Consider the following 25,882-nt stretch of genomic DNA (forward strand, 5'->3'; position numbering starts at 1 on the left):
GGCAGGGCTCAGATAGAGAGTCCTGCCCGAAATTCGTCAAATATCAGTTCAAATCTTTGAAAGCTTTAGGTCCATTTTCTTGAATGACTTTATCCATGGTGTTGATAAACTTATCCACGCTGATATCGCCCTGGACCAAGAGGGGCAATTCTTGTTGCAAGCGCGTATTTGAAGTCGAGTCGAGCTGTGTGTCCCAAGGCATGAGAGTTACTTTGCCGACCTTATCCGCATCATCGAAGTTGCGTTTGTATAGCGGCGTAGCGTCGGACGGAATCTTCGCAGAACTTGACTTCATCGGGGTGATCTGCCCGGTGTCCGCATAAACCTTAGAATACTTTGTTAAAGAATACTTGATGAAATCATGAACTAGCGGATCATAGGTCCTGGCGTTGATTGCCATTCCTATTCCCGATGGAGCGGCGTACTCATTCTCCGTGGTTTTGGCATCGGGCGTTGTGGGTAATAGGAAATAATCGACATCGTCTCGAACCTCTGGGTTCAGCTTTGATGTGGCCAAGGCAGGTAGGTCCCAGCTCCCGTCGTTGTAGACGGCTGCTTTACCGGAGGTGAAAAGCGCCTGAGCATCGGCGTATTCAGTTGATGAGAATCCTTGCTGGAAGCATTGTGATTTTCCCAGATCGGCCAGCCATTCTACTGCTTTGCGCCCTTCAGCATCAGAGAGTTTCGCATTACCCTTTTTGAGGTTTTTAATAAACTCATTTCCAGATGTTCTAAAGGGGTAAAAAGCCATGTAACGTTCCAACGGCCACATGTCCTTACCGTTCAAGGCAATCGGCGTACTGCCGCTTTTCCGTAAAGCTGTGCACATGGCAGGAAAGTCGTCAAGTGTCTTCGGGACGCTGATGCCGGCTTTCTTGAATAAGGCTTTATTGTAGAAGAAAACCTCGATCTGAGATTCAAAGGGAACCATATACAGACTACCGTTATCAAAGCGCTGATAGTCAAGAGCAGACGTTCGGTAGTTGTCATAGATTTTCATATCCTTCAGCATCTTTTCAACATTGACCATGCTTCCCTTTTTGGCTAGTTTTTGCGCAAAAGGCGTGGCATCGATATCGAAAAGGTCCGGGAGTTTATTCGCGGCGGCCAGTGTCTCTAACTTTTGAATGTAAGATGGCCGATCGGGTGTCGTAATCAGCTTTAGCGAAAACCCAGGGTGTTCTTTGGCGTAGTCTTGAGAAATTTGCTTCATGGCCTTGATGACTCCTCCGTCAGCTGGTCTGGACAGTAGCCATGAAATTTCGCGGGGCTTGATTTCGCCCTGAGGGTTGACGCTTTCGGCCTTATTGGCTGCTCCGCCACTACCGCACCCTGCTGCTAACAATAATGCGGCCAGCGTTGCTGCGATGGCAGCACATTTATTTTTCCTCATCCTGGTAATCTCCTTTGATTATTTGTATTGGTTGGTTGTCATTTTGTTGACAGATTTGTTCTTCTAATTTTTCTTTGCTTGTTTCATTGCCGGACTCTGGATATTTTGGCTGATGTGATTGTTGCTTCCCCATCTGTCACGGAAATGCCAAAATAGTCGCCCATGGGATTTTCCAAGCGTGAATGGAGTGTAGTGCTCCCGTCAACGTTGCACAGGCAGATGTCCTTATCCAAAAGGATGTCAATGTCATGTTTGCCTGAGGACAGATCACAAGGACGTTCTGAATCAATGAAATGGGGGATGTCACCCGATATCTGCCACTGCTCCCTTCCTGTAGTTGGTCTGGGCCAGTGATCTAAGACCAGCCTTGAGTAAGCAGGTTCTAACCGGAGTGAATATGCTTGGTCCCCATCCGCAGAGCTTCTGATCAGAAAAGCGAGATTGTCGGGTTGATGTTCGTGAAGGATGAATTCAATGTGCACCAAGCATGTAGAAGGAAGCTCATCTGAACTCATTGTGACCCACATGCCGTCATCTCTTTTCAGATTCACGTCGGGTTCGAATTTAACCATGGATAGGGGGGAATCAAATAACTCCTTAATTTCATGGGGAATGCGGAATGATAAGGATCCATTCTTCTTTTGTATTGCTTCAAGCACTGACATGGATCCCGCCCATTGCCAAGCGCCATCATCCCTGTTGCCTTCGCGTGTTGGAATCCATCCGAAGAAAAATCGTCTGTTATGCCATTCCACGCTTTTTGCGGCATAGAAAGCACGCGCATCAATGCTGTCCGAATCGGGCGGATCCAGCCATGGCCCCTGAAGAGATCGGGCTATACGGTAACGTGTGCAGAAACGTTCTGAAAATTCTGAATATACCAGATACCACCATTCTCCCCACCGGAAAAGGTCCGGGCACTCGTGGGTGATGAACCGGTCAGGTGCCCAAATTGGTTCAATGGCACGCCATGTGTGTAGATCTTCAGAAACGCATTGGGCAATTAAACCCCGTCTTCGAGATGGCCCAGATTCATGGCGAGCGGCTATCAGCATATGCCACAGCTGATCGGACTCGTTGAAGAAGACGAACGGATCTCTCCAGTCTGATGTGTCGTACCCTTCAGTGGCACAGAATGCATCCGCAGGAATCTTGTCCCAGTCGGTGAGGGAACCGTTGCTTATAGCATGCATCACCCATTGAATGGGCTGGTTTCGCTGATTCCTGATTCCGGGATTGACTCCGGTATAGAAGAGGTGGGTGGTGCCGTCTGTGTCTTCTACGACGCTGCCGGTGTAGGCGTTAAAATCCTTGTCTTCATTTGATCCGTTATGTAAAGCAAGGCCATAGTCGCGGTAGTTTTGTAGATCTCTTGTGCCGACCAGTCGCCAGCCCATTCCTACTTGGGAACCCTTACGCTGCTCATCGAGGTAGAAGAGCATGATTTCGCCATCGCGAGTGAAAGGTATAACATCACCGACCCATCCCTGGTCCGGCTGATAGAAGATTTGTCTACTCATTGAGAACCCCGTCGTTTCAGCAGCAATAATCACAATATGAGTTGTTCGAACGTTTGAACAAACTGTATTCTGCATTCTATTGACTTATATTCAGATTGTCAAAATAAGCGATTTTTGGATTCTAAAGTATTTGTTCAAACGTTTCAATTATTATATTTTTCATTCTTAATTGGAAAGGATCGAGAAAAGTGCCCAGCATGGAAATTGGTAACCAGTCAATTTTCGTTGGGTATGGTTCCGATGAGGTGCAACGCATGCGGTGTGTTTGTTGATCTAGCAAGCTTGAAGCGAGAAGTCCCTTGAGTCAGTGTCAAACCCATCGGCTTTCGGCTAAAATCGAAAGCACAGTCGATGGTGACCAAGTCCGCCATCGCACCAGCGGTTTGTCCGCTCACAAGTGCAAGGAGATTCCCATGGAGATCGTCATTACCGGTCGACATACCCAAATCAGGCAGCGGTTCCGCGATGTCGTGGACAGCAAGATGAACAGGGTGACGGCCATCGCCCCCGATGCACAGCGCATCCAGGTCGTTCTGACACATGAAGGCAATCCCCGCCAGGCTGACAGCGCCAAGAGGGTGGAGCTCACTGTCCAGGCCGGCAAGACCGTGATTCGCGCCGAGGCCTCCAGCGCTGACGAGTTCAGCGCGCTGGACATGGCCTTGGACAAGCTGACCCAGCGTCTGCGTCGGGTCCGTGACCGCCGCAAGGACCATCGCCGCGGACTGGAGCATCCGCCCCTGCCCGTCGAGCTGCCCGTTGATGACCAGGCAGGCGATCAGGGAGATCAGGGCCAGGAGTCCAACTCCGACAACAGCGCCCAGAGCGCCGTCGCCTCGGACCTGGCACCGGGTCAGTCGGTCGAGGTGCAGGTGGGAGACACCCCCATCGTCATCCGCCGCAAGCTGCACATCGCCGAGCCCATGAGCATCGACGAGGCCCTCTACGAGATGGAGCTGATCGGCCACGACTTCTTCCTCTTCGTCAACAAGGAGACCCAGCGGCCATCGGTGGTCTACCGTCGGCACGGATGGAGCTACGGTGTCTTCGAAATCGATACGCCTGAGCATGTAGGCCAGAAGAAGTAACAGCAATACGGATATTGAACTGTGGGGCGATTCCCCGGCGGCAGGTTGGCTAGACCTCCGGAGGATCGCCCTTCTTCAATGCCCGGTCCGGTTGCCAAGGTCGCAGCCGGGTTTGCGGAACCATAGATTTCGAGAAAATCGGTGCATTCGCGTAAGATAATCAGGGTCTGGGCCTACGTCAGCTGAGGGCGTGCGAAGGCCATAAAAGAACGGTAGGGAGCGCAACGTGGTAGCAGTCTTGGACAAGGTCCTCCGTATGGGCGAGGGTCGTCAGATTCGCAAGCTTCAGGGGGTGGCCAAGGCGACCAACGCCTTCGAGGATCAGATCTCGGCCATGAGCGACGAGGAGCTCAAGGCGCAGACGCCTAAGTTCAAGCAGCGACTGGAGAACGGCGAATCCCTCGATTCCCTGATGCCCGAAGCCTTCGCCACGGTTCGCGAGGTTTCCAAGCGCACACTGGGCCAACGGCATTTCGACGTCCAGCTGATGGGCGGAGCGGCCCTGCACTGGGGCAACATCGCAGAGATGAAGACCGGCGAGGGCAAGACCCTGGTGGCCACCCTGCCCAGCTATCTGAATGCCCTGGAGGGCAAGGGCGTGCACGTGGTCACGGTCAACGATTACCTGGCCTCCTACCAGAGCGAGCTCATGGGGCGCATCTTCCGTTTCCTGGGCATGAGCGTGGGCTGCATCATCACCGACCAGCGTCCCGCCGAGCGCCGCAAGCAGTATCAGGCGGACATCACCTATGGCACCAACAATGAATTCGGCTTCGACTACCTGCGCGACAACATGGCCTGGGACAAGGACGAGCTGGTTCAGCGCGGTCACCATTTCGCCATCGTGGACGAGGTGGACTCCATCCTGATCGACGAGGCGCGAACTCCTCTGATCATCTCGGGACCTGCCGAGGGCGATGTGACCCGATGGTACCGGCAGTTCGCCAAGCTGGTTCCCAAGCTCACCAGGGATGAGGACTACGAGGTCGACGAGAAGAAGAAGGTCGTCGGCATCCTGGATCCCGGCATCACCAAGGTGGAGGACTACCTGGGCATCGACAACCTCTACGAGCCCACCAACACCGCCCTGATCGGGTACCTGAACAACGCCATCAAGGCCAAGGAGCTCTTCCTGCGTGACCGCGACTACGTGGTCCAGAACGGCGAGGTCCTGATTGTGGACGAGCACACCGGCCGTCTGCTCAAGGGCCGCCGTTACAACGAGGGCCTCCACCAGGCCATCGAGGCCAAGGAGGGCGTGGAGGTCAAGGCCGAGAACCAGACCTTCGCCACCATCACCCTGCAGAACTACTTCCGCATGTACGACAAGCTGGCGGGCATGACCGGAACGGCCGAGACCGAGGCCGCCGAGTTCATGAACACCTACAAGCTGGGCGTGCTGCCCATCCCCACCAACAAGCCCATGATCCGCAAGGACCAGCCGGACCTGATCTACCGCACCAAGAAGGAGAAGCTGACCGCCATCGTCCGCGATGTGGCCAAGCGGCATGCCAAGGGCCAGCCCATCCTGCTGGGCACCGCCTCTGTGGAATCCTCCGAGGTGGTCTCCTCCCTGCTGGACGTGGCCGGCATCGACCACCAGGTCCTCAACGCCAAGCAGCATGCACGCGAGGCTGCGGTCGTGGCCGTGGCAGGGCGCAAGGGGGCTGTGACCGTGGCCACCAACATGGCAGGGCGTGGCACCGACATCATGCTGGGCGGAAACGTGGAGTTCCTTGCCGATCAGAAGCTCAAGGAGCAGGGCTTCTCCTCCGACGACACTCCGGAGGAGTATGAGAGGCGCTGGCCTAAGATGCTGGACTCCGTCAAGGAGCAGGTCAAGGACGAGCATGAGGAGGTCGTCAAGCTGGGTGGCCTCTATGTGCTGGGAACCGAGCGGCACGAGTCCCGCCGTATCGACAACCAGCTGCGCGGCCGTTCGGGCCGTCAGGGCGATCCCGGCGAGTCCAGGTTCTACCTGAGCCTGGAAGACGACCTGATGCGCCTGTTCAACTCTCAGTTGGTGGCTCGGATGATGTCCTCCAAGAGCATGCCGGAGGGGGAGCCCATCGAGTCCAAGACCGTCACCAAGGGCGTGCGCAGCGCACAGAAGTCCGTCGAATCCCGCAACTACGAGATCCGCAAGAACGTGTTGAAGTACGACGACGTGATGAACAAGCAGCGTCAGGTCATCTATGGCGAGCGTCAGGCGGTGCTCAAGGGCGAGGACATCCACAAGGACATCCTCCGCTTCATCAGCGAGACCATCACCTCATACATACGGGGTGCGCAAAAGGGCTCGGACAAGCCCGAGGACTGGGATGCCGACGAACTCTGGAAGGCGCTGGCCTCCGTCTACCCGGTCAGCCTTGACCAGGATGAGACCATGGACTCCCTGGAGGGCCTGAAAGGCGACAAGGCCGTCAAGGCCCTGGCGGACAAGCTGGTGGAGGATGCCGATTCCATCTACCAGGAGCGTGAGGATGAGCTGGGCGAGAAGGGCTCCAGGCAGCTGGAGCGCCAGGTGGTCCTCTCCGTCCTGGACAGCAAGTGGCGTGAGCACCTCTACGAGATGGACTACCTGAAGGACGGCATCGGCCTGCGTGGCATGGGCCAGCGTGACCCCCTGGTCGAGTACCAGCGCGAGGGCTACCAGATGTACAACTCCATGATCGACGCCATCAAGGAGCAGACCGTGCAGCTGCTCTTCAACGTGGACCTCAAGCAGATCGCGGCCAGCCAGGAGAACGAGCGGCGGGCCCGCGAGGAGCGCAAGGAGAACGAGGAGGGCCAGTCCGAGCCGGTCAGCTACCAGGCGCCTGAAGAGCCTGATGCAGAGGATGAGACCACCGACATCGATGAGACGGCCGAGGAGGATGACGAGGGTGCCCCGGCTGGCAGCATACAGGAGGATTCCGAGGAGGAGGATGCCTCTGAGGATGCCGCTGACGATAGCGCTCCGGCTCCGGTCGGACCCGCGCCTATCAGCCATGCCGAGGGCAAGGTTCCTGCCAGCAAGAGGCCCAAGGCCGTAGAGGATCACTCGCCCTGGGCCGATGGCCGTACCTTCCCGGGCACACCCCGCAACGCCCCCTGCCCCTGCGGTTCCGGACGCAAGTACAAGATGTGCCACGGCCAGAACGAGAAAAAATGACAGGTATTCGTAATCTCCGGCGGTCTGCCTAGGCAGGGTTGCTGATTTGATTGACGGTCATCGCTCACAAGGGCGGTGGCCGTTTCCATATATTGGATCCCCATCTTTCATATATTGGTAGCAAAGTGACCAAAATATGGGATTGCCTTGTGTGGGGAGGGGCGGGGCAGTAAACCTAGAGCAAACAGCGGGGCATCCGGCCCCGCTTCTTCAAAGGAAAAGAGTCATCATGCGGCCACTTAGCTGGAAATCCGTCCTGAACTCCTTGGTGTCCGGTCGACACCTGAGCGCGGATGAGGCCGAGTGGTGCATGAACGATCTGATGGACGGAAATGCCGACCCGGTACAAGTGGGCGCCGCCCTGTCCATGCAGTCAACTCTGGGTCTGACCAGCCCGGAGGTCGAAGGGGCTGCCAAGGCCATGGTGGGCCATGCGGTGCCCCTCAAGGTCAGGGGTGACGTGACCGACATCGTCGGCACCGGTGGTGACGGAGCAGCGACAGTCAACCTGTCGACCATGGGCGCCATCGTGGCTGCCGCAGCAGGGGTCAGAATCGTCAAGCACGGCAACAGGGCCGCATCCAGCAAGAGCGGCACCGCCGACTGTCTGGAACAGCTGGGTCTGCCCCTGGATCTGCCGCCCAAGGAGGTGGCTGCCATGGCTGACCGTTACGGCATCACCTTCGTCTTTGCCAAGACCTTCCACCCTGCCATGCGTTTTGCAGGTCCTGTCCGCTCGTCGTTGGGAATCCCCACCGTCTTCAACCTTCTTGGGCCGCTGACCAACCCAGTCAAACCGCACAATGTGGCCATCGGATGCGCCCAGCGCCAACTGAGCCCCATGATGGCCAAGGTCTATGCCTCACGCGGCCAGGAGGGCATGGTCTACACTTCGGTTGAAGGTCTTGACGAGATGGCTCCGACCGGCTCTGTCTCCATCTGGGAGATCCACCAGGGTCAAGTGGAGGAGCGGTCCTTCGATCCGACTCGCGAGTTGGGCATCGACCCGGTGGATTTGAATGACCTGCGCGGCGGCGATCCTGCCTTCAACGCCAGCGTCGTCAGGGACTTCCTGGCTGGAAAGTCGGTTCCTTCGCGTTCCACGGCCCTGCTCAACGCAGCGTCGGCCATTGTGGCTGACGGCACGCAGATCGATGCCGGCCCCGAGGACGATCTGAGCGTCCGGTTTGCACAGGCCTACCAACTGGCTACCCAGGTTGTGGACCAGGGCAGGGCCGCCGAACTGCTGGCGGCATGGATTCACGGAGCCCGGCAAGCACAGATCCGCTGCCAGCAAGAGGAACAGACACGCCATCCGGTCTTGGTCTAGGTTCGCGGCTGTCAAGCCTGTTCAGGCCCCGCTGGCTGATATTCCTGCCAACGGGGCCCGACTATTTTGACGGTTCACTTCTGGCGGCTCTCGACGTTATCGCCGGTAGTGCCGTTCGTCGTCATCGAAGAGCCCGCTTGAATCATCGCGGAAGTTCTTCCTATCGATGATCAGTCCCGCAATGCCTATCAGCAGGAGCAGGCCCGCCAACAGACCGGTCAGGCCGGACCAGCGGGGGATGAAGATGGTCAGGAAGAAGCAGACCAGGCCCAGCACCGTCATGATCATGAAGGCCATCCGCCCTCTGCCCAGGTCGCTCAGGTCGGGGTTGGGCGGCACAAAATTCGACGACTGGTCCATAACCTCGTCAGTGTCCAGCCAGCTTCTGCCCTGGAAATCTCGCGGTCCGGAACCTCCGACGAAGGCATCTCGCTTCAAGTCCTCGGCCTTCAGCGCCGCCTTCTTCTCGGACTTCCGAGCCTTCTTTTCGAATTCCTTGGCCGTCCTGGACGATTCCAGGGAATCCAGCTCGTCAGCGTGCGAATTCAGGAAGTCCACCCACTCCTCGTCCCCCTGTGAGGACCCGGTTCCCGCCTCGCTGTTATACTGATTCCCGGCGTCGTTATCCTTGTGCTCGGTCATAGAACCATCGTAACCTCGGCCGAACGCATTCGCTACCAAGGAGTCTCTGTGCTGTACTGGTTCTTCGTCAAATTGCTCGGTCCGTTGGCGCGTACCTGGTTCAAACCGACCGTAGAAGGTACGGGGAACATTCCCAAGCAAGGGGCTGCCATCATCGCCTCCAACCATTTGGCCGTCATCGACGATGCCCTCCTGCCCATCACCTGCCCCAGGATGATTCACTTCATGGGCAAGGCCGAGTACTTCAACGGCAAGGGAATAAAGGGCAAGTTCAAGAAATGGTGGTTCAGCTCAGTCGGAGTCTTCCCCGTCGACAGGTCGGGCGGTTCCAAGTCGTTGGGAGCCATGGAAACCGCGCGCTCCATCCTTGAGCACGGGCACATCTTCGGCATCCATCCGGAGGGCACGCGCAGTCCTGACGGCAGGCTCTACCGGGGGCACACCGGGGCGGCGCGGCTGGCCTTCGAGACCGGAACGACAGTGGTGCCCACCGCCATCATCGGCACTCGGCAGCTTCAGGAGCCCGGCCATGTGTTTCCACATAAGGGCAGGACCAAGGTCATCTTCGGCAAGCCCATCACCGTGCCCTACGTGCCGGTCAACAGCCTCACTCACGAAGAGATCCGCAACCTGACCGACAGGATCATGCAGGAGATCCAGGAGATGAGCGGGCAGCGCTACGTGGACGTGTATGCCCAGGTCATCAAAGCGCATGAGAGCAGGGAAGAACTGGACTGACGATTGGCTGCAGAGATAGGACAGTCAGACCACAGTCAGGGTCACGACTGCCGGTGAGCCGTCATCATTGACCACCTTGACCTGGGTGCCGGGGCCGGGGTCCTGGATTCGCACGGTGTGGGTCAGGTTGCCCAGCGGGGCGGAGATGTTGACCTTGAGCCCGTATCCCTGCAGGATCTGGGTGGCCTCGTCCTGGCTCTTGCCTTTCACGTCGGGCATACTGATGAATTGTGGTCCCTTGGAGATCACCACGTTGACCGCATCGCCCCAGTGCAGCTGTTCCTGGGCCTGGTGGGAGGCGGAGATCACCTGGTTGCGGGGGACCGTGTCTGACCAGTCCTCGCTGTAGTTGACCTTGAGCCGGAGGGCTTCCAGAGCCGCCTTGGCATCGTTCCTTGCCTTGCCGATGATGTCCGGCATGGCCACCGGCATCCGGCCCTTGGACAGGACCAGGCTGACCTTGGTATCGTGTCGGGTCTTGGTCCCCGGGGCCGGATCCACCGAAATCGCCGCCCCTTCGGGTATGTCCATGGAGTACTGGTCCTTGGAGGTGTCATGGTCGATCTTGTCGAAGCCAGCCGCCTTCAAGGCTTGCAGGGGGTTCTTGCCGTTGGAGGTGTCCGGCAGGAGGATGTCTTTGGGCACTGTGGCCTGGCGAATCCCCTTGGAGACGGTCAGTTTGAGGTTGCCGCCCCGCTTGCTGATATGGGCTCCGACGGTATCGGGATCCGCGGCCATGATGGCCCCTTTGGGCACTTGGTCGCTGAAGTCGTATTCGGTGTAGACACCGATGCCTGCGACCTTGAGCGTGCGGGCGTACTTGGCGTAGTCGGCTCCGATGACCCTGCACCCCTGATTCTCGGAGCAGGAGATGTCATCCGGCTTGGGCAGGGCTACATAGCTGCCCGGACCCAGGTAGTACCACCAGGCGCAACCGCCGCCTCCAGCCAGGGCCAGCACCAGCAGAACCACCAGCACAATGATCAGGCCCCGATGCCGGTGCTTGGGTTTGGCTGTCTCGGTACCTTGCTGCAAGGTCTGGAAGGAAGCCGGGATGGCCGTCGCATCGGCGGGGGAGGCTGCCAGGTCCTGAGGCTGCAGGACGGTCGTGGTTTCGGCCCGGGAGGGGGTGTCCACGTCATTGAGTTGATAGCGTCTGGTCGCTGCCTCTGTATCCTTCTGGGGCGGGGCCGGCACAGCCGGGACGGTGTCCGAAATCTCTTGGTCGGTTGCAGCAGCAATGGTCTCCGTGGCTGCATCCTCGGCATCGTCGCTGGGTGGCGTAGCTCCCTGGGTTGGCGATTCCGGAATCTCAGGGTCGTGCCCAGGGGTTCCGGCAATGGCAGACTCGGGCTGACCGCTGGCTGCGGCTGCTGCTGCGGTCCCTGCAGGCAGCACGTAGTCCATGGCCTGCCGATCCAGCCCCCTGACCACCTTCCTCAGGCTCTCCAGGGCCTTGCCCGCGTCGTCCGGGCGATTTTCGGGGGAGCGGTCGGTCAGCCCGGAGACCAGTGCGGCCACTGATGGGTCGATACCCGGGCAGACCCTGACCAGGGAGGGAACGTCCTCGTGGACGTGCTTGAAGACGATGGTCACCGGATTATCGCTGGCGAAGGGGACCGTGCCGGCCAGCATCTCGTAGGCGATGATGCCCACGGCGTATAGGTCGCTCTGGGGGGAGGCCTCATTATTCTCGATGGTCTCGGGGGCCAGGTAGGCGGCCGTGCCCATGAGCATGCCCGTCGAGGACAGGGTGGCCTGGGCGGCGGCGCGGGCCAGGCCGAAGTCGGTGATTTCCACGTGGCCGCGGTCGTTGATGAGGATGTTTTCCGGCTTGATGTCGCGGTGGATGACGCCGGCTCGGTGGGCGGAGGCCAGACCGTCGAGGATTTCGCCCACGATGCGCAGGGTCTCCTTCAGGGGATAGACACCCTGCCGAGCCATGTCCGTCCGCAGGCTTATTCCGTGGACATACTCCATGACCAGGTAGTCCAGCCCCTGGTCGACACCGGTGTCGTAGACCTGGACGATGTGGGGGTTGGCGATGGCAGCCGCAGACCTGGCCTCCCGGCGGAAGCGCTCCTCGAACTGGGCCCTGTGAGGTCCCTGGGCCAGCATGGTGTGCATGATCTTGACTGCCACATGTCTGGACAGTCGCAGGTCCAGAGCCTCGTAGACCGTGGCCATGCCACCTTGCGCGATCTCGCGCAGAATGCGGTAGCGCCCGTCTATGATCCGGTCGCTGGTCCTCTCGTCCGCTTCACTCATGCTCGTCTTGTCCGGCCCTCTGCACCTCGGAGGCCTGACCGGCCTCGGCATCAATGGAAGATAAAGATACACGTTCATGATACCCGGCGGTGGTGGCAAGCGGCAGGAAGCGTCGGCAGGCCTTCAGGAAGATGATTCGACCCTCTGTCGACAGATTCAGATCATCGGCCAGGGCCTGGGCTTGGGTCTGTGCTCGGGTGGAAAGGTCGGCCATACGTCGACGACTGGCATTTACGGCACCACAGGACTGCATCAGGTCACGGACCATATTCACCTGGGCATCCTTGCGGCGTTGGGAGGGGGAATCGTAGAGTCGGCGAACCTCCTTGGCCTGATCAGGGTCGGCCATGGCCAGGGTGTCAGCCAGGAGTACGGTCCGCTTGCCCTCGCGAATATCTCCGCCCACGGGCTTGCCGGTGTGGCGGTCGTCGCCTGTCACATCCAGTAGATCGTCCGCCAGTTGGAAGGCCAGACCCAGGTCCAGGCCCAGGGCGCGTACCGAGCCTTTATGCTCTTCCAGGTCTGCTCCGGACGCTAGCAGGCCCAGAGCCAGAGGGGCCAGCGTGGTGTATGAAGCGGTCTTCCACGCCATGGTGTGCAGAGCCTGACGGCGCAGTTGTTCCGGATTGTCCAGGCGGGCCTCCTCCATTCCCATGTCCAGGACCTGGCCGGTGACCACAGCCGTCTGCATGGCTTGAAAAGCCCTGCAGACGGCCGGCCCCTGAGGCAGGTCGGCAGCCGCTTGGAGGGCTATTTCTGTGCTCAGCGATGCCAGCAGGTCGCCAAGGAGGATGCCCAGGCCGGTGCCGCGGGCATTGGGCCCGGCGGGGTCTTGGCTGTTCGGATCGTTTCTGACAACTGGCCGGCTCAGGGCCAGATGGGCGGCAGGGCGGCCCCGACGACGAGGAGAGCCGTCGATGATGTCGTCGTGGACCAGGGCGCTGGTCTGGTAGACCTCCAAGGCGCAGGCAAGGTCCACTACCGCCTGTTCACGATTCGGATTCCGCCCGCAATCCAGAGCCCTCCAGACATCGCAGAGCAGCAGGGCGCGCAGTCGCTTGCCGCCTCGGCCAGCCTCGATTGCCTGGAGGATGACCGCCTGCAAGGCCTCCTGGGAGGGGTCCTGATCCAGGGGATGGTCCAGTCCAGGCTCTGGAGCAGTCAGGTGGTCGCAATGCTGCTGGAGCAGTTCCTCCATGCGCTGTTCGACCCGTGCTGCTGTCACGCTCTTCATGCCTTAGAGCCTATCCGCATATCTGCCCAGCAGGCAGGTTCCAGGACCTTGGTGGATGGATGACCCCACTTGACCACATGATCGGATATGGCCTTCTTAACGGTTCCCACTGGTTCAGGATGATGCCAAGGCTTCCCGGCCAACAGACCGGGGAGCGGATGGGAGGCGATGACGACATGAACGATTCACATGAACATGGCGTGACAGAACTGGTGGAGAACTACCGGGAGGGCCGACGACGATGGGGTGTGGAAGATGCTGACAGGCGATGGCTCCGGCAGCCCTTGACCGACTGGACTGCCTGTTTGAAGGGACAACAGGCAGAGCCGCATTTGAACCCCGACTCTACGGACCGTCTGGCCGTGGCCATCACGGAGACCCTGGCCATACGCGACGGGCTTATCCTGTCCATCCTGGCACCTGAGCCAGGTCTGGACGATGACCGGCTGCTGGATCTGTGCGTGCGCCCCAACGATCCGGCCAATGTGACGGCGCTCTGCAGCATTCTGGATTCAGTATTCAAGGATTCCACGATGCGGCCGGACCATCCCCGTTGCCGGGCTGGGCTTGTCATGCTCGAGGCCATGGCGGGTAAGGCGCCGCCGGGGTTCCGGTCCCAGCCCCTGGCGGTTGCGTCCTATGTTGACTGGTGGAGTGGGGGATCCCAGGCATCCGGGTTCGCCGAGCAAGCCCTGGCCGACGACCGTTCCTGCAGCCTGGCCGCCATCGTCCTGGCCTTGATCGGCCGCAGCATCGACCCGGCTTGGAGGCAATCGAGCTGAATCGGGAATAATCGTCCCCCTGGGGTGGTTCACTTAGTGAGTCTACGATTTGACCTTGCCATAGCTGTGCCTTAAAAGCAGTGTCGGCGGGTGGGATGATCCAGGAGGAGAATTTGGCCACGAAGGACACCAAGTCAGCCAAGACAGCCGCAGTGGATACCGGAAAGGGCCGGACCAGTTCAACCGCCGGCAAGACCAAGACCGCCACCAGGTCCAAGACCAGCAGCAGCAAGGCGTCCCACAAGACCTCGTCCCGCAAGACCGCCACTGCCAGCACTTCGACGGCCAAGACGAACCGGCGCCCGGCCTCCAAGACCACGAAGAAGGTCGAAGAGGAGCCCATTCTGCAGCAGAAGGAGCAGGAGCCTGACGAGGACCTGCTTGAGGACCAGGAGGACGACGACCAGCTGGACAAGAGCGAGGATCAGCTGGAGGACGAACCCGATGAGGACGATCAGGAGGAGGACGAGGTCTCCCGGGTCGAGGATGAGGCCGAGGAGGATCGCAAGGCCGCCCATGCCCTCGCCGCCAAGGTCAAGGGTGCCTTTGTCGTCGACGATTCCGATGATGACGAAAACGTCACCCCCTCGGGCAATCCCAAGCGTCGTGTGGTCACCGCCGGAGCCACTGCCGATCCCGTCAAGGACTACCTCAAGCAAATCGGCCGCGTCAGCCTGCTGAATGCCGAGCAGGAGGTGGACCTCTCCGAGCGTATCGAGGCCGGCCTCTATGCCCAGCATCTGCTGGACACCGAGGGTGAAGGCATGGACTTCAAGCGTCGCCGCGAGCTCAAGTGGGCCGCCAACGACGGGAAGAAGGCCAAGGACCATCTGTTGGAGGCCAACCTGCGACTGGTGGTCTCTCTGGCCAAGCGCTACACCGGCAGGGGCATGCTCTTCCTGGATCTGATCCAGGAAGGCAATCTGGGTCTGATCCGCGCGGTGGAGAAGTTCGACTACACCAAGGGCTACAAGTTCTCCACCTATGCCACTTGGTGGATTCGTCAGGCCATCACTCGCGCCATGGCCGACCAGGCCCGCACCATCCGTGTGCCCGTCCACATGGTCGAGGTCATCAACAAGCTCTCCCGCGTCCAGCGGCAGATGTTGCAGGATCTGGGCCGCGAGCCCACTCCCGACGAGCTGGCCCGGGAGCTGGATATGCCTGTCGAGAAGGTCCAGGAGGTCCAGAAGTACGGACGCGAGCCTATCTCCCTGCATACCCCCCTGGGCGAGGACGGCGACTCTGAGTTCGGCGATCTGATTGAGGACACCGATGCCATCGCCCCCTCGGATGCCGTGGCCTTCTCCCTGCTGCAAGAGCAGTTCCAGCAGGTTCTTGAGACCCTGAGTCCCCGCGAGGCCGGCGTCATCAAGATGCGCTACGGCCTGGAGGATGGGCAGCCCAAGACCCTGGATGATATTGGCCGCGTCTACGGGGTCACCCGTGAACGCATCCGCCAGATTGAGTCCAAGACAATGTCCAAGCTGCGCCATCCTTCGCGCTCGCAGACCCTGCGGGACTTCCTGGATCAGTGACCGCTGCGCCCGGCAAGGGGGTACTGATACTGTCGAGGCCTCCTTGCTAGAAATGGTCATCGGTGCGTAAGCGACCGCCCATGTGAGGATCTGTGTCCCCTGGGCGCCATGAGGTGAACGGCGAGGTAAATGGTGGCGAAAAAGGCTGATACGGCAAAGTCCTATGGTGCCGGAAGTCTGACGGTTCTGGAGGGCCTGGACGCTGTACGCAAGCGTCCAGGCATGTATATCGGGACTACGGACAGCCAGGGGCTCATGCACTGCCTTTGGGAGATCATCGACAACGCCGTGGACGAGGCCCTGGCCGGCCAATGCGACCACATCAAGGTCATCCTGCACAAGGACGGCTCCATCGAAGTGGACGACAACGGCCGAGGCATCCCAGTCGATATTGAGCCTCGGACAGGGCTGACCGGCGTGGAGGTGGTTCTGACCAAACTCCACGCGGGTGCCAAGTTCGGCAACTCTTCTTATACGGCCGTGGGCGGCCTGCACGGGGTAGGCTCTTCGGTGGTCAACGCCCTGAGCTCCCGGTTGGATGTCGAGGTGGACAGGGACGGCAAGACACATAGGATGCGGTTCCATCAAGGCCATCCCGGTACCTACCAGGACCCTGACCCGGAGCATCCCTCGCCTGACTCGCCATTCAAACGCACCAGGAAGAACCGGCCTACGCCCCTGGAGGTCGTGGGCAGCGTGCCTAAGTCCCGGACCGGTACCAGGGTGCGCTACTGGGCCGACCCCGAAATCTTCAACCCCACGGCCCGGTTCAGCTACGACCAGCTGATTGACCGAGTGCGCCAGACCAGCTTCCTGGTGCCCGGCCTCAAGATCACCGTGATCGACGAGCGCATCCCCGCCACAGGCAGCGCCGAACAGGACCTGCGCCTGGAGGTTGACGGCGAACCCGCAGGGGAGTCGGACGACCAGGGTGTTCGGGAGAACCCTCTTGAATCGTCTGACAGCGGCGGCCTCACTGAAGAAGGTGCTGTAGACGAAGGTGCTGTAGACGAAGGTGCCGAGGACGCACAGGTGGATGATACCGACCTCTCGGCCACCGAACAGGCTGACCGGGCCATGTTGAGGCCGGAGGACGAGTCCGGCCATCAGCGCGTGGAGGAGTTCCTGCACACCGGCGGTGTGACGGACTTTGTGGACTTCCTGTCCAAGGGCGAGCCGGTCAGTGACGTCTGGCGGATCAGCGGCCAGGACACCTACCAGGAGGAGACTCAGCGGGTAGGCACCGACGGCGAGCTGCACGCCGAGCAGGTGGAACGTGTCTGCGGGGTGGATATTGCCCTGCGCTGGGTCAATAACTATGATTCAGTCGTCCGTAGCTTCGTCAATGTGGTCGAGACGCCCGGCGGAGGCATGCACGTGGACGGGTTCATGAACGCCATGACCCGCCAGGTGCGTAAGGCCGTGGAGGCCAACGCCCGCCGTCTCAAGGTCAACCTCAAGGACTCCCACACCAAGGTGGAGCGCGACGACGTCCTGGCCGGGCTGGTGGCCGTGGTCACCGTACGCATCGCCGAGCCGCAGTTCCAGGGCCAGACCAAGGACGTGCTGGGTACGGCCCAGGTCAAGCCCATCGTCACCCGGATGACCGACGACCAGTTCGGCCAGATGATCAGCGGCTCCAAGCGCGGCTTCAAGGAACAGTCCGGCCAGTTGCTGGAGAAGATCGTCGGTGAGATGCACGCCCGCGTCCAGGCACGCAAGACCAAGGAGGTCACCAGGCGCAAGAACGCCCTGGAGTCAGCCTCCATGCCCTCCAAGCTCTCGGATTCCATGCCCGGCAACGACGACATCGCCGAGCTGTTCATCGTCGAGGGCGACTCCGCCCTGGGTACGGCCAAGGCTGCCCGAAACTCCATGTTCCAGGCCCTGCTGCCCATCCGTGGCAAGATCCTCAACGTCCAGAAGGCCTCCCTGTCCCAGATGCTGACCAACAAGGAATGCGCCTCCATAATCCAGGTGGTCGGCGCAGGTTCGGGAGCCAGCTTCGACATCGACCAGGCCCGCTACAACAAGGTCATCATGATGACCGATGCTGACGTGGACGGTGCCCACATCCGCATCCTGCTGCTGACCCTCTTCTACCGCTACATGCGTCCACTGATCGAGAACGGGCGAGTCTACGCCGCCGTGCCCCCCCTGCATCGAATCGCGCTTGCAGGCAAGAACAAGGGAAAGTTCATCTACACCTATTCGGACGATGAGTTGGAGGGCAAGCTGGCCGACCTGCAGGCCAAGCACATCGACTACAATCCCGATGTGCAGCGCTACAAGGGTCTGGGCGAGATGGACGCCGACCAGCTGGCCGACACCACCATGGACCCCCGGACCCGCATGCTGCGCCGCATCCGCATGGAGGATGCCGCTCAGGCGGCCGGCATCTTCCCCCTGCTCATGGGCGACGACGTACCGCCCCGCAAGCAGTTCATCGTGGACAATGCCGACGACTTCGACCGGAGCAAGATCGACACCTGATCGACCTTCAGCAGGGCGCAGGGAGGCGGGGAGAGGAGTGTGACGCATATGGACGGTCCCTTGGATAATTTCTCCCCGCAGACGGCCGACTGGTTCCGCCGGGCCTTTCCCGAGGGGCCCACGCCGACCCAGGTGCAGGCCTGGCCGGCCATCCGCTCAGGCGGCGATGCGCTGATCATATCGCCCACCGGGTCAGGCAAGACTCTGGCTGCCTTTCTTTGGGCCATTGACGAGCTCATGACCAGGCCCCGGCGCTCTCGGAAACCAGGGGTCGCCGTGCTCTATATTTCACCCATGAAGGCCCTGGGGACGGACGTGGCCCGCAACCTGCAGGGTCCACTGGAGGGCATCGCCGAACGTTTTGCCCGACAGGGACGAAAAGGGCCCAAGGTCCTAACGGGCATCCGCACTGGGGACACCGACGCCCGCGGCCGTAGGGCTCTGGCCGCCCATCCTCCGGATATTCTGGTCACCACTCCAGAATCCCTCTATCTGATGCTGACCTCAAAGACGGCCAGCACGCTGAGGAACGTCCAGACCGTTATTGTGGACGAAATCCATGTTCTGGCGGGCAACAAGCGCGGCGCTCATCTGGCGCTGAGCCTGGAGCGGCTGGACGACCTGGTCGGACGGCCCGTGCAGCGGATCGGCCTGTCGGCTACGGTCCGGCCGCCCGAACAGGTGGCACGCTTTCTGGGCGGCAGCCGTCACGTCAGCCTGATCCAGCCCAAGTCGTCCACAGCCATGGATCTGCGGCTGATCGAGCCCCTGGAGGACATGGGCGATCTGGCTGCACCGCCCGGGGAATCGGGCCAGGATGGGCAGATTGGCGACCAAAGAAGCGGATCCATCTGGCCTGCCGTCGAGCGGGCCATTCTGGATCAGATCCTGTCCCACCACACCACCCTGGTCTTCGTCAACTCCCGCGGCCTTGCCGAGCGCCTGACCGCCCGGCTGAACGACCTGCACCAGTCCGATCTGCAAGAGTCCAAACACCGTAGCCGAGGCAGCAGTGGGCAGGACCAACCGGATTTATCCCCTGAAACAGAGGAGCCCACGGCCAGGGCTGGGCAGGTCGGGGAGCCAGCCCACTATGATTCGGCCACCGGGTCCACCTCCGGGAGGACTTCCGGCCAGGTTGTCGACCAACCCATTGCCATGGCCCATCATGGTTCGGTATCCAAGGAACGCCGACGCCAGGTTGAGGACAACCTCAAGGCCGGCCGACTGCGCTGTGTGGTAGCCACCTCCAGCCTGGAGCTGGGCATCGATATGGGCTCGGTTGATCTGGTCATCCAGGTCAATGCTCCGCTGTCGACCGCCTCGGGGCTGCAGCGCGTGGGCCGGGCCGACCACCAGGTAGGTCGGGTATCGCAGGCCAGGCTTTTCCCCCTGACCCGCGAGCAAATCCTGGAGTGCACGGCCAGCATGGAAAGCATGGTCCAGGGCGACATCGAGCCCACCATCATGCCCAATAGCCCCCTGGATGTTCTGGCTCAGCAGACGGTGGCCGCAGCTGCCATGGGACCGCTCAAGGAGGAGGACTGGCTGGCCACGGTCAGACGGGCCGCACCTTTCGCCCACCTGGACCAGCAGGTCTACCGGGCGGTGCTGGGTATGCTCAGCGGCGCTTACACCTCCCAGGACTTCACCGCCTTCCGCCCCATCCTGGTCTGGGATCACCAGACCGGCACATTGACAGCCCGCCCCGGTGCGCAACGCCTGGCGGTCACCTCCGGAGGCACCATTCCCGACCGTGGCTCCTACAGCGTGGTCATGCCCTCAGAGGCCGCCGGCGGCAAGCCCCGGCGAGTGGGGGAGCTGGACGAGGAGATGGTCTACGAGTCCCGCAAAGGGGACGTGATTACCCTGGGCACCACTTCCTGGAGGATCCAGCAGATCACCCGTGACCGTGTGGTGGTGGTACCTGCCCCGGGACGCTCCGCAAGACTGCCCTTCTGGCACGGGGAGGGCACCGGTCGCGACCCCGCCTTCGGCCGTCGCCTGGGCAGGCTCGCCAGGGAATTGTCCCAGGGCCTGATACCGGCGGTCCAGACTGCCTCCGGTCGGCCTGGCTTCACCCAAGCCGTTTGCTCTCGTCTCTTGAAGGACGGTCTGGACCGTCCTGCCATCAACAATATGGCCGCCTTTCTGGCTGAGCAGCAGGTCTCCACCGGCCAGGTGCCGGACGACATGCATCTGGTAGTCGAGCGCTGCCCCAACGAGGAGGGCGACCTGAGGCTGATCCTTCACTCGCCATACGGCCGCAGGGTCAACGAGCCCTGGGCCCTGGCCATCGCCGCTCGGCTCTCCCGTGAGCGCGGATACGACGGATCCGTCTGGGCTGGGGAGGACGGCATTGTCGTTCAGATTCCGGGTACTGATGCCTTCCTGGAAGATCAGCGAATATTCGGATTTACCCCCGATCAGATAGAGCGCGAGGTCCGACGGCATCTGGTGGGCTCAGCGCTCTTCCAGTCCCGTTTCCGCCAGTGCGCAGCCCGCTCGCTCTACATGCCCAGGATGGAGCCCGGTCGCAGGGTACCGCTCTGGCAGCAGCGTCTGCGGGCCTCTCGGCTGTTGGACGCGGCTTTGAAGGAGGATGACTTCCCCCTGGTTCTGGAGGCCATGCGCGAGTGCCTGCAGGACGTCTACGACATGCCTGCCCTGCGCGAGCTGATGGCCGACCTGGAGCAGGGGAGCGTCCGTCTGGTCCCGGCTTCCACACGGACCCCCTCACCCATGGCCTCAGGGCTGCTCTTCGGCTACCTGGGGACGTTCATGTACCAGTACGACATGCCCAAGGCCGAGCGCGATTCCGCCATGCTGGCCATCGACTCCGACCTGCTGGAGCAGATGGTCGGGCAGGTGGACATGGCTGACCTCCTGGACCAGGGGACCGTCGACCAGGTGACCGCTGATCTGCAGCGGCTTTCGCCCAGGACCCAGGTCAAGGGGGCCGAAGGACTGGCCGACCTCTTGCGCACCCTGGGCCCCATGGATCTGGCCGAGATTCGTCGGCGTATGCGCGGCCAGGAGGACGAACCGGTGACGGAGGCACAGGCCCGGGCCATGCTGGAGGAGCTGCAGGCCCAGTCCAGGGTGGTTCGGGTCAGGCTGGGTACACGCGACTGCTGGGTATGGGCCGGTCAGGCAGGGCGGCTGACAGCGGTCCTGGGCCCAGGCATCCGGACATCGCCCCAGTCAATAAAGGAATCGGAATCAGACAGCGATGCCTTCGACCAGCTGGTCAGGCAATACGCTGCGGTCCATGGGCCATTCACCACCCAGGACCTGTCTGGTCACCTGGGCCTGGGAAGTGCTCCCTTGGAGGGCAGATTGCGTTCCCTGACCGCACGCGAGCTGCTTATGACCGGGGTCTTCCCTCGGCCTGACCTGAGTGCCTATGGCGAGCCTGGATGGGAGGGAGGCGAACCCCGCCGAGGGTGGCTGGATCCCGAGGTCTTCCGTCGGTTGCGCTCGAGGTCCCTGGCCAAGGCCAGCAAGGCCGCCAGTCCCGTCCCCGGCCATGTCTACAGCGATTTTCTTCTTCATCGGCAGGGTCTGTCACCCCTCGGCCAGGAGCCTCTGATGGGCACCGAGGGGCTTCTGGAGGTGGTGGGGCAGCTGGAAGGGCTGGCCCTGCCGCCTGTGCTCTGGGAGTCGGCCATCTTCCCGGCCAGGGTGCGTGATTACGGTCCCGCATTGATGGACGATCTGCTGGCCTCGGGCCAGGTGGTCTGGGTGGGGTCCGACCAGGGCGAGGGGCCTCTGGGAGCCATGACCTTTTATCTGGCCGAGGACCTGGATGAGGAGTTTCCAGCACAAGCTGCCGGTTCTCCACCAGTTACGGATGAGGCCGGCAAGTCGGGCAACCCAGACAATCTGGAAGAGACCCTGCTGGGTGTCTTGGACGACGGGGGAGCCTACCGGTTCGATCGCCTTCTGCGCGCCTGTGCCAGCCGGGGCGGGAATGACATTGAGTCCCCTGATTCTGAATCCTTTGATTCTGAAGCCTCCGGTCAGGAGGCTTTGGCCCGGTCGCTCTGGGATCTGGTCAGGCGTGGATTGGTCACCAACACCTCCCTGGCTCCGGTCCGGCGACTGGTCCGAGGATCGGGTCCGCTGCCATCGGGGAGGGCCCGCCGTTTGCCTCATGGTCTTCGTGGACGCAGCAGGACCGTAGGTCGCGCAGCCTTAAGACGGACGGCTGGCTCCTTGGCGCTGTCAGCGGCGGAGGAGGGATTCTGGACCCTGGTTGCGGATGAGCGCGGAGTAGCAGAAAGTGCAGCGGGCACCGGCGTGGCCAATCCAAGCGACAAATCGAGAGGCAGCCGGGATGGTGACCGGCAGCGTACCGTCCGCCTTGTTCACGAGGGGCAAGCCATCCTGGATCGCTATGGGCTCCTGGCTCCGGTCCTGCCTGAGGTACGGTCCCACCCTGGTGGATTCTCGGCGCTCTATCAGGTTTGCAGACGCATGGAGGAGGCCGGCCAACTGACACGTGGAGTCATCGTGGATGGTTTTGGCGGCGCCCAGTTCGCCCCCCGGGAGGTGATTGACCAGCTCAGAGGCTTCCAAGAGGATGAGCACAATGGTGATGGCGGATTGGAGCGGCGGCCTCCCGAGCCGGTGGTCATGGATGTGACCGATCCTGCCAACCTCTATGGCACGGCCCTTGCCTGGCCCTCCATATCCGGGGATGCCGGTGGTCGACCCACCCGGCGGGCGGGAAACCTTGTGGTGCAGAATCGAGGCCGTGCCCTGGTCCATGCGGCGCCCAAGGGGCATCATCTGCTGGTTTTCGGTAAGCCCGAGCGTGGATTGCTGGAGGCCGCCTTCGTCCAGCTGGCCTCATGGCTGAGGCGGGAGGGGCAGGGACGCATCCTCTTCAGCGATGCCAATGGCCGCCCCCTGACCATGCGTGAACCGGTGGGCATGGCCATGGCCGCAGCCGGGTTCACGGCCGGGCCAGGCGGCATGGCCCTCTACTGAGTCTTCACTGGGTGCCCTCAGGCCACGAAGGCGATGGGAGCTGCCAGCTCCTGGCCGGATGCGTCCCGGCGCATGTCCACGTCGGGCAGCTCGACCGGCGAGCCGGCGGCGGTGCTGGCGTGCAGTGGCCAGGTGCCAACCCGGGCCAGCAGCAGGGTGTCCTGACCCTTGAGGAAGCGCTGGGAGCGCACGCCGCGAGTCCCGCGGCCCTTGACCGGATACATCTCCAGCGGAGTCAGCTTGGCCGACCCGTTCTCGGTACCGGGCAGGGCCTCTGAGTCGCCGGCCACGGTCAGGACCACCGCTCCGGCCTGGGTGCTCATGCCGTTCTCGCCGGTCTCCTGATAGGTCCAGCCGATCTCTCCGGCCGGCACGATTGTAAAGGTGGCGACCTGGCAGCCCTGGGCCAGACGGATGCCCGCCATGCCGGCTGCATTGCGTCCCTGGGGTCGGACCTTGTCTCCCGTGAAAGTCAGCAGGCTGGCATCAGAGGAGATGATCACCATGCGGTCCCCGTCCTGGCAGGGGGCTGCGAAGACCACCTGGTCGTCGTCCTTCAGGTCGATGACCGACCAGGAGTCCATGGTGGTCGGCGACTCGCGGTTCCAGCGCTTGACCGTGCCCAGGCGTGTTCCCAGGGCCAGGGGCCGGGAGTCGGCCATGTCGATGACGGTGATGGCATGCTCGTCGGCCTGGGGTTCGGTGCTGGCGGTCCCGCCCAGGAGCTCGTCGGCCACGATGCCTCCGCTCAAATTGGGGTTGGCGGTGGCCGGGATCAGCGGCAGGTCGGCCACGGGGGCGGTGATCAGCCGTCCAGCTGTGGTGACCAGGCCATAGGTGGCCAGGGTGGTGGTGGCGAATATGGCGATGATCTGGTCGTCATGCCCCCGGTCCTGGTTGCGCGGCCGAGACCGCCAGGCGTCCAGGGCGCCCGGAGTGCTGCGTGCCAGCAGGCCGGTGGCGCTCATCATGACCGTACAGGGCTTGTCCTCCATGTGCAGGTCGCCGCCATCACTGCCGCGACTGGTTCCTCCGCTGGCCAGCAGCGTAGCCTGTGAACCAGTACCGGCCTTGCCGGAGGTCTGCTGAGGGGTCTGCTGATCGCCGGCTGCTGCTGACTGCACGGGGGCCAGGTCTCCGGAGGGCTCCTGGTCCAGGATGACCGTGCGCCTGGGTGTGCCCCACTGGGCCACCGCCTGGTCCATCTCCTGGATGACCACCCGGTCCAGCTCGGCCGAGGAGCCCAGAATCCGCTCCAGCTCCTCCAGCTGCTTTTTGAGGTCGTCTCGCTCGCCCTCCAGCTCGATTCTGCTCATCTTGGTCAACCGCCGCAGACGCAGGTCAAGAATGTACTGGGCCTGGGTCTGATCCAGGTCGAAGACCGCCATCAGCCTGGTCTTGGCCGCATCAGCATCGTCCGAGCCGCGGATGACCTGGATGACCTCGTCGATGTCGACCAGGGCCAGCAGGAGCCCCTCGACCAGGTGCAGACGCTCCAGGGCCTTCCTGCGTCGGAACTCGCTGCGCCGATGGATGACCGTGCGCCGGTGCTCAACCCAGACCTCCAGCAGCTCCTTGAGCCCCATGGTTCTGGGCCGTCCGTGGACCAGGGCCACGTTGTTGATGGTGAAGGAGTCCTCCAGGGGCGTGTACTTGAAGAGCTTGCCCAGAACCTTTGCCGGGTCGAATCCCGTTTTGATCTCGATGACCAGGCGGGTCCCGTTGTGCCGGTCGGTCAGGTCGATGGCGCTGGAAATGCCCTCCAGCTTGTGGTTGCGCACACCCTCGGAGATGCGCTCCAGAACCCGCTCGGGGCCCACCATGAAGGGCAGTTCGGTGACCACGATGGCCTTCTTGCGGGCGGTCACGTTCTCCAGGTGGGTGACGGACCTGGTCACGAAGGCTCCCCGGCCATGCTCGTAGGCCCTGCGGATGCCGTCCCGTCCCACGATGATCCCGCCGCCGGGCAGATCCGGGCCGGGCAGGTAGCGCATGAGTTCGTCCAGCCCTGCGTCCGGGTGGGACATCAGATACTTGGCGGCGGCCACCACCTCGCCCAGGTTGTGGGTGATCATGTTGGTGGCCATGCCTACGGCGATGCCCGAGGCACCGTTGACCAGCAGGTTGGGGATGGCCGAGGGCAGGACCTGGGGCTCCTTGAGCTTGTTGTCGTAGTTGGGGGAGAAGTCCACCGTGTCCTGGTCGATGTCGGCGTTCATGCCCAGGGCCGCCGGGGCCAGCCTGGCCTCGGTGTAGCGGGAGGCGGCAGGTCCGTCGTCCAGGGACCCGAAGTTGCCGTGGCCGTCGACCAGAGGCAGACGCATGGCGAAGGGCTGGGCCAGACGGACCATGGCCTCATAGATGGATGAGTCACCATGGGGGTGCAGCTTGCCCATGACCTCGCCCACGGCCCTGGCGGACTTCATGTAGGGGCGGTCGGGGTTGAGGTTCATCTGCCCCATCTGGTAGATGATTCGCCGCTGGACCGGCTTGAGTCCGTCACGGGCGTCGGGCAGGGCCCTGGCGTAGATGACGGAGTAGGCGTATTCCAGGAAAGACTTGCTCATCTCCTCGTTCAGAGGGGTTTCGACGATGTGCTCCTTGACCTGCCGGGGGTCGTACCCCGCCGCCTTGCTCCTGCGATGAGTTGCCATGCTCAAGCTCCTGCTCCTTCACGTTCCGCCTTATGATAACCGGACGGTCCGCC

At 61.7% G+C, this 25,882-nt stretch carries 13 protein-coding genes and 2 pseudogenes; 9 read left to right on the forward strand and 6 right to left on the reverse strand.

Annotated features, from left to right (window positions below; genetic code table 11):
• Window positions 1-43 precede the first annotated feature (43 nt).
• Both H3T88_RS05655 and H3T88_RS05660 read right to left on the reverse strand, forming a co-directional pair.
• Window positions 44-1,393, reverse strand: coding sequence for an ABC transporter substrate-binding protein (locus H3T88_RS05655; RefSeq protein WP_198203856.1), 1,350 nt, complete (start codon window positions 1,391-1,393; stop codon window positions 44-46).
• Window positions 1,394-1,476: 83 nt separating this feature from the next.
• A complete protein-coding gene (locus tag H3T88_RS05660; RefSeq protein WP_198203857.1) occupies window positions 1,477-2,988 on the reverse strand; it encodes a family 43 glycosylhydrolase in 1,512 nt (503 codons plus the stop codon).
• A 338-nt stretch (window positions 2,989-3,326) separates the two neighbouring features.
• Between H3T88_RS05660 and hpf the strand changes: the two genes are divergently transcribed.
• The 4 genes and pseudogenes from hpf (at window position 3,327) to trpD (ending at window position 8,485) form a co-directional block, all read left to right on the forward strand.
• The gene (gene hpf, locus H3T88_RS05665; protein WP_198203858.1) at window positions 3,327-4,001 is read left to right on the forward strand and encodes a ribosome hibernation-promoting factor, HPF/YfiA family; all 675 of its coding nucleotides are present in this window, start codon (window positions 3,327-3,329) and stop codon (window positions 3,999-4,001) included.
• Window positions 4,002-4,227: 226 nt separating this feature from the next.
• A pseudogene (secA, locus tag H3T88_RS05670) lies at window positions 4,228-6,736 on the forward strand (preprotein translocase subunit SecA); the annotation flags it as partial.
• A gap of 233 nt (window positions 6,737-6,969) precedes the next feature.
• A pseudogene (locus tag H3T88_RS08925) lies at window positions 6,970-7,155 on the forward strand (SEC-C metal-binding domain-containing protein); the annotation flags it as partial.
• Between the two features lie 229 nt (window positions 7,156-7,384).
• Window positions 7,385-8,485: an anthranilate phosphoribosyltransferase gene (gene trpD, locus H3T88_RS05675; protein WP_198203860.1), complete on the forward strand. Its 1,101-nt coding sequence runs from the start codon at window positions 7,385-7,387 to the stop codon at window positions 8,483-8,485.
• A 96-nt stretch (window positions 8,486-8,581) separates the two neighbouring features.
• On the opposite strand, the gene H3T88_RS05680 is transcribed toward trpD, so the two are convergent.
• Entirely contained in the window at window positions 8,582-9,127 is a 546-nt protein-coding gene (locus tag H3T88_RS05680; RefSeq protein ID WP_198203861.1) for a hypothetical protein, read from the reverse strand.
• A gap of 48 nt (window positions 9,128-9,175) precedes the next feature.
• Here H3T88_RS05680 and H3T88_RS05685 point away from each other — a divergent pair, with 48 nt between their 5' ends.
• Complete coding sequence (locus tag H3T88_RS05685) at window positions 9,176-9,865, forward strand: lysophospholipid acyltransferase family protein (protein ID WP_198203862.1); 690 nt, start codon at window positions 9,176-9,178, stop codon at window positions 9,863-9,865.
• A 24-nt stretch (window positions 9,866-9,889) separates the two neighbouring features.
• On the opposite strand, the gene H3T88_RS05690 is transcribed toward H3T88_RS05685, so the two are convergent.
• On the reverse strand, window positions 9,890-12,133 hold the full coding sequence (locus H3T88_RS05690) for a Stk1 family PASTA domain-containing Ser/Thr kinase (protein ID WP_198203863.1): 2,244 nt from the start codon (window positions 12,131-12,133) through the stop codon (window positions 9,890-9,892).
• Complete coding sequence (locus H3T88_RS05695) at window positions 12,126-13,358, reverse strand: polyprenyl synthetase family protein (RefSeq protein ID WP_198203864.1); 1,233 nt, start codon at window positions 13,356-13,358, stop codon at window positions 12,126-12,128. The genes H3T88_RS05690 and H3T88_RS05695 overlap by 8 nt, the downstream gene beginning before the upstream one ends.
• Before the next feature lie 185 nt (window positions 13,359-13,543).
• Here H3T88_RS05695 and H3T88_RS05700 point away from each other — a divergent pair, with 185 nt between their 5' ends.
• From H3T88_RS05700 to H3T88_RS05715, 4 genes are all read left to right on the forward strand, one after another.
• Complete coding sequence (locus tag H3T88_RS05700) at window positions 13,544-14,149, forward strand: DUF4192 family protein (protein ID WP_198203865.1); 606 nt, start codon at window positions 13,544-13,546, stop codon at window positions 14,147-14,149.
• 113 nt (window positions 14,150-14,262) lie between these two features.
• Window positions 14,263-15,687: an RNA polymerase sigma factor gene (locus tag H3T88_RS05705; RefSeq protein ID WP_415873724.1), complete on the forward strand. Its 1,425-nt coding sequence runs from the start codon at window positions 14,263-14,265 to the stop codon at window positions 15,685-15,687.
• Between the two features lie 129 nt (window positions 15,688-15,816).
• Complete coding sequence (locus H3T88_RS05710; protein WP_198203867.1) at window positions 15,817-18,180, forward strand: DNA gyrase/topoisomerase IV subunit B; 2,364 nt, start codon at window positions 15,817-15,819, stop codon at window positions 18,178-18,180.
• 48 nt (window positions 18,181-18,228) lie between these two features.
• Window positions 18,229-23,175 (forward strand): ATP-dependent helicase, encoded by a 4,947-nt coding sequence (locus H3T88_RS05715; protein ID WP_198203868.1) that lies wholly within the window; start codon window positions 18,229-18,231, stop codon window positions 23,173-23,175.
• A 17-nt stretch (window positions 23,176-23,192) separates the two neighbouring features.
• Here H3T88_RS05715 and H3T88_RS05720 read toward each other — a convergent pair whose 3' ends face one another.
• The gene (locus H3T88_RS05720) at window positions 23,193-25,829 is read right to left on the reverse strand and encodes a DNA gyrase/topoisomerase IV subunit A (RefSeq protein ID WP_198203933.1); all 2,637 of its coding nucleotides are present in this window, start codon (window positions 25,827-25,829) and stop codon (window positions 23,193-23,195) included.
• Window positions 25,830-25,882 lie beyond the last annotated feature (53 nt).

The sequence above is a fragment of the Bifidobacterium sp. W8110 genome, assembly GCF_016101375.1.
GTDB classification, from domain to species: Bacteria; Actinomycetota; Actinomycetes; order Actinomycetales; family Bifidobacteriaceae; genus Bombiscardovia; species Bombiscardovia asteroides.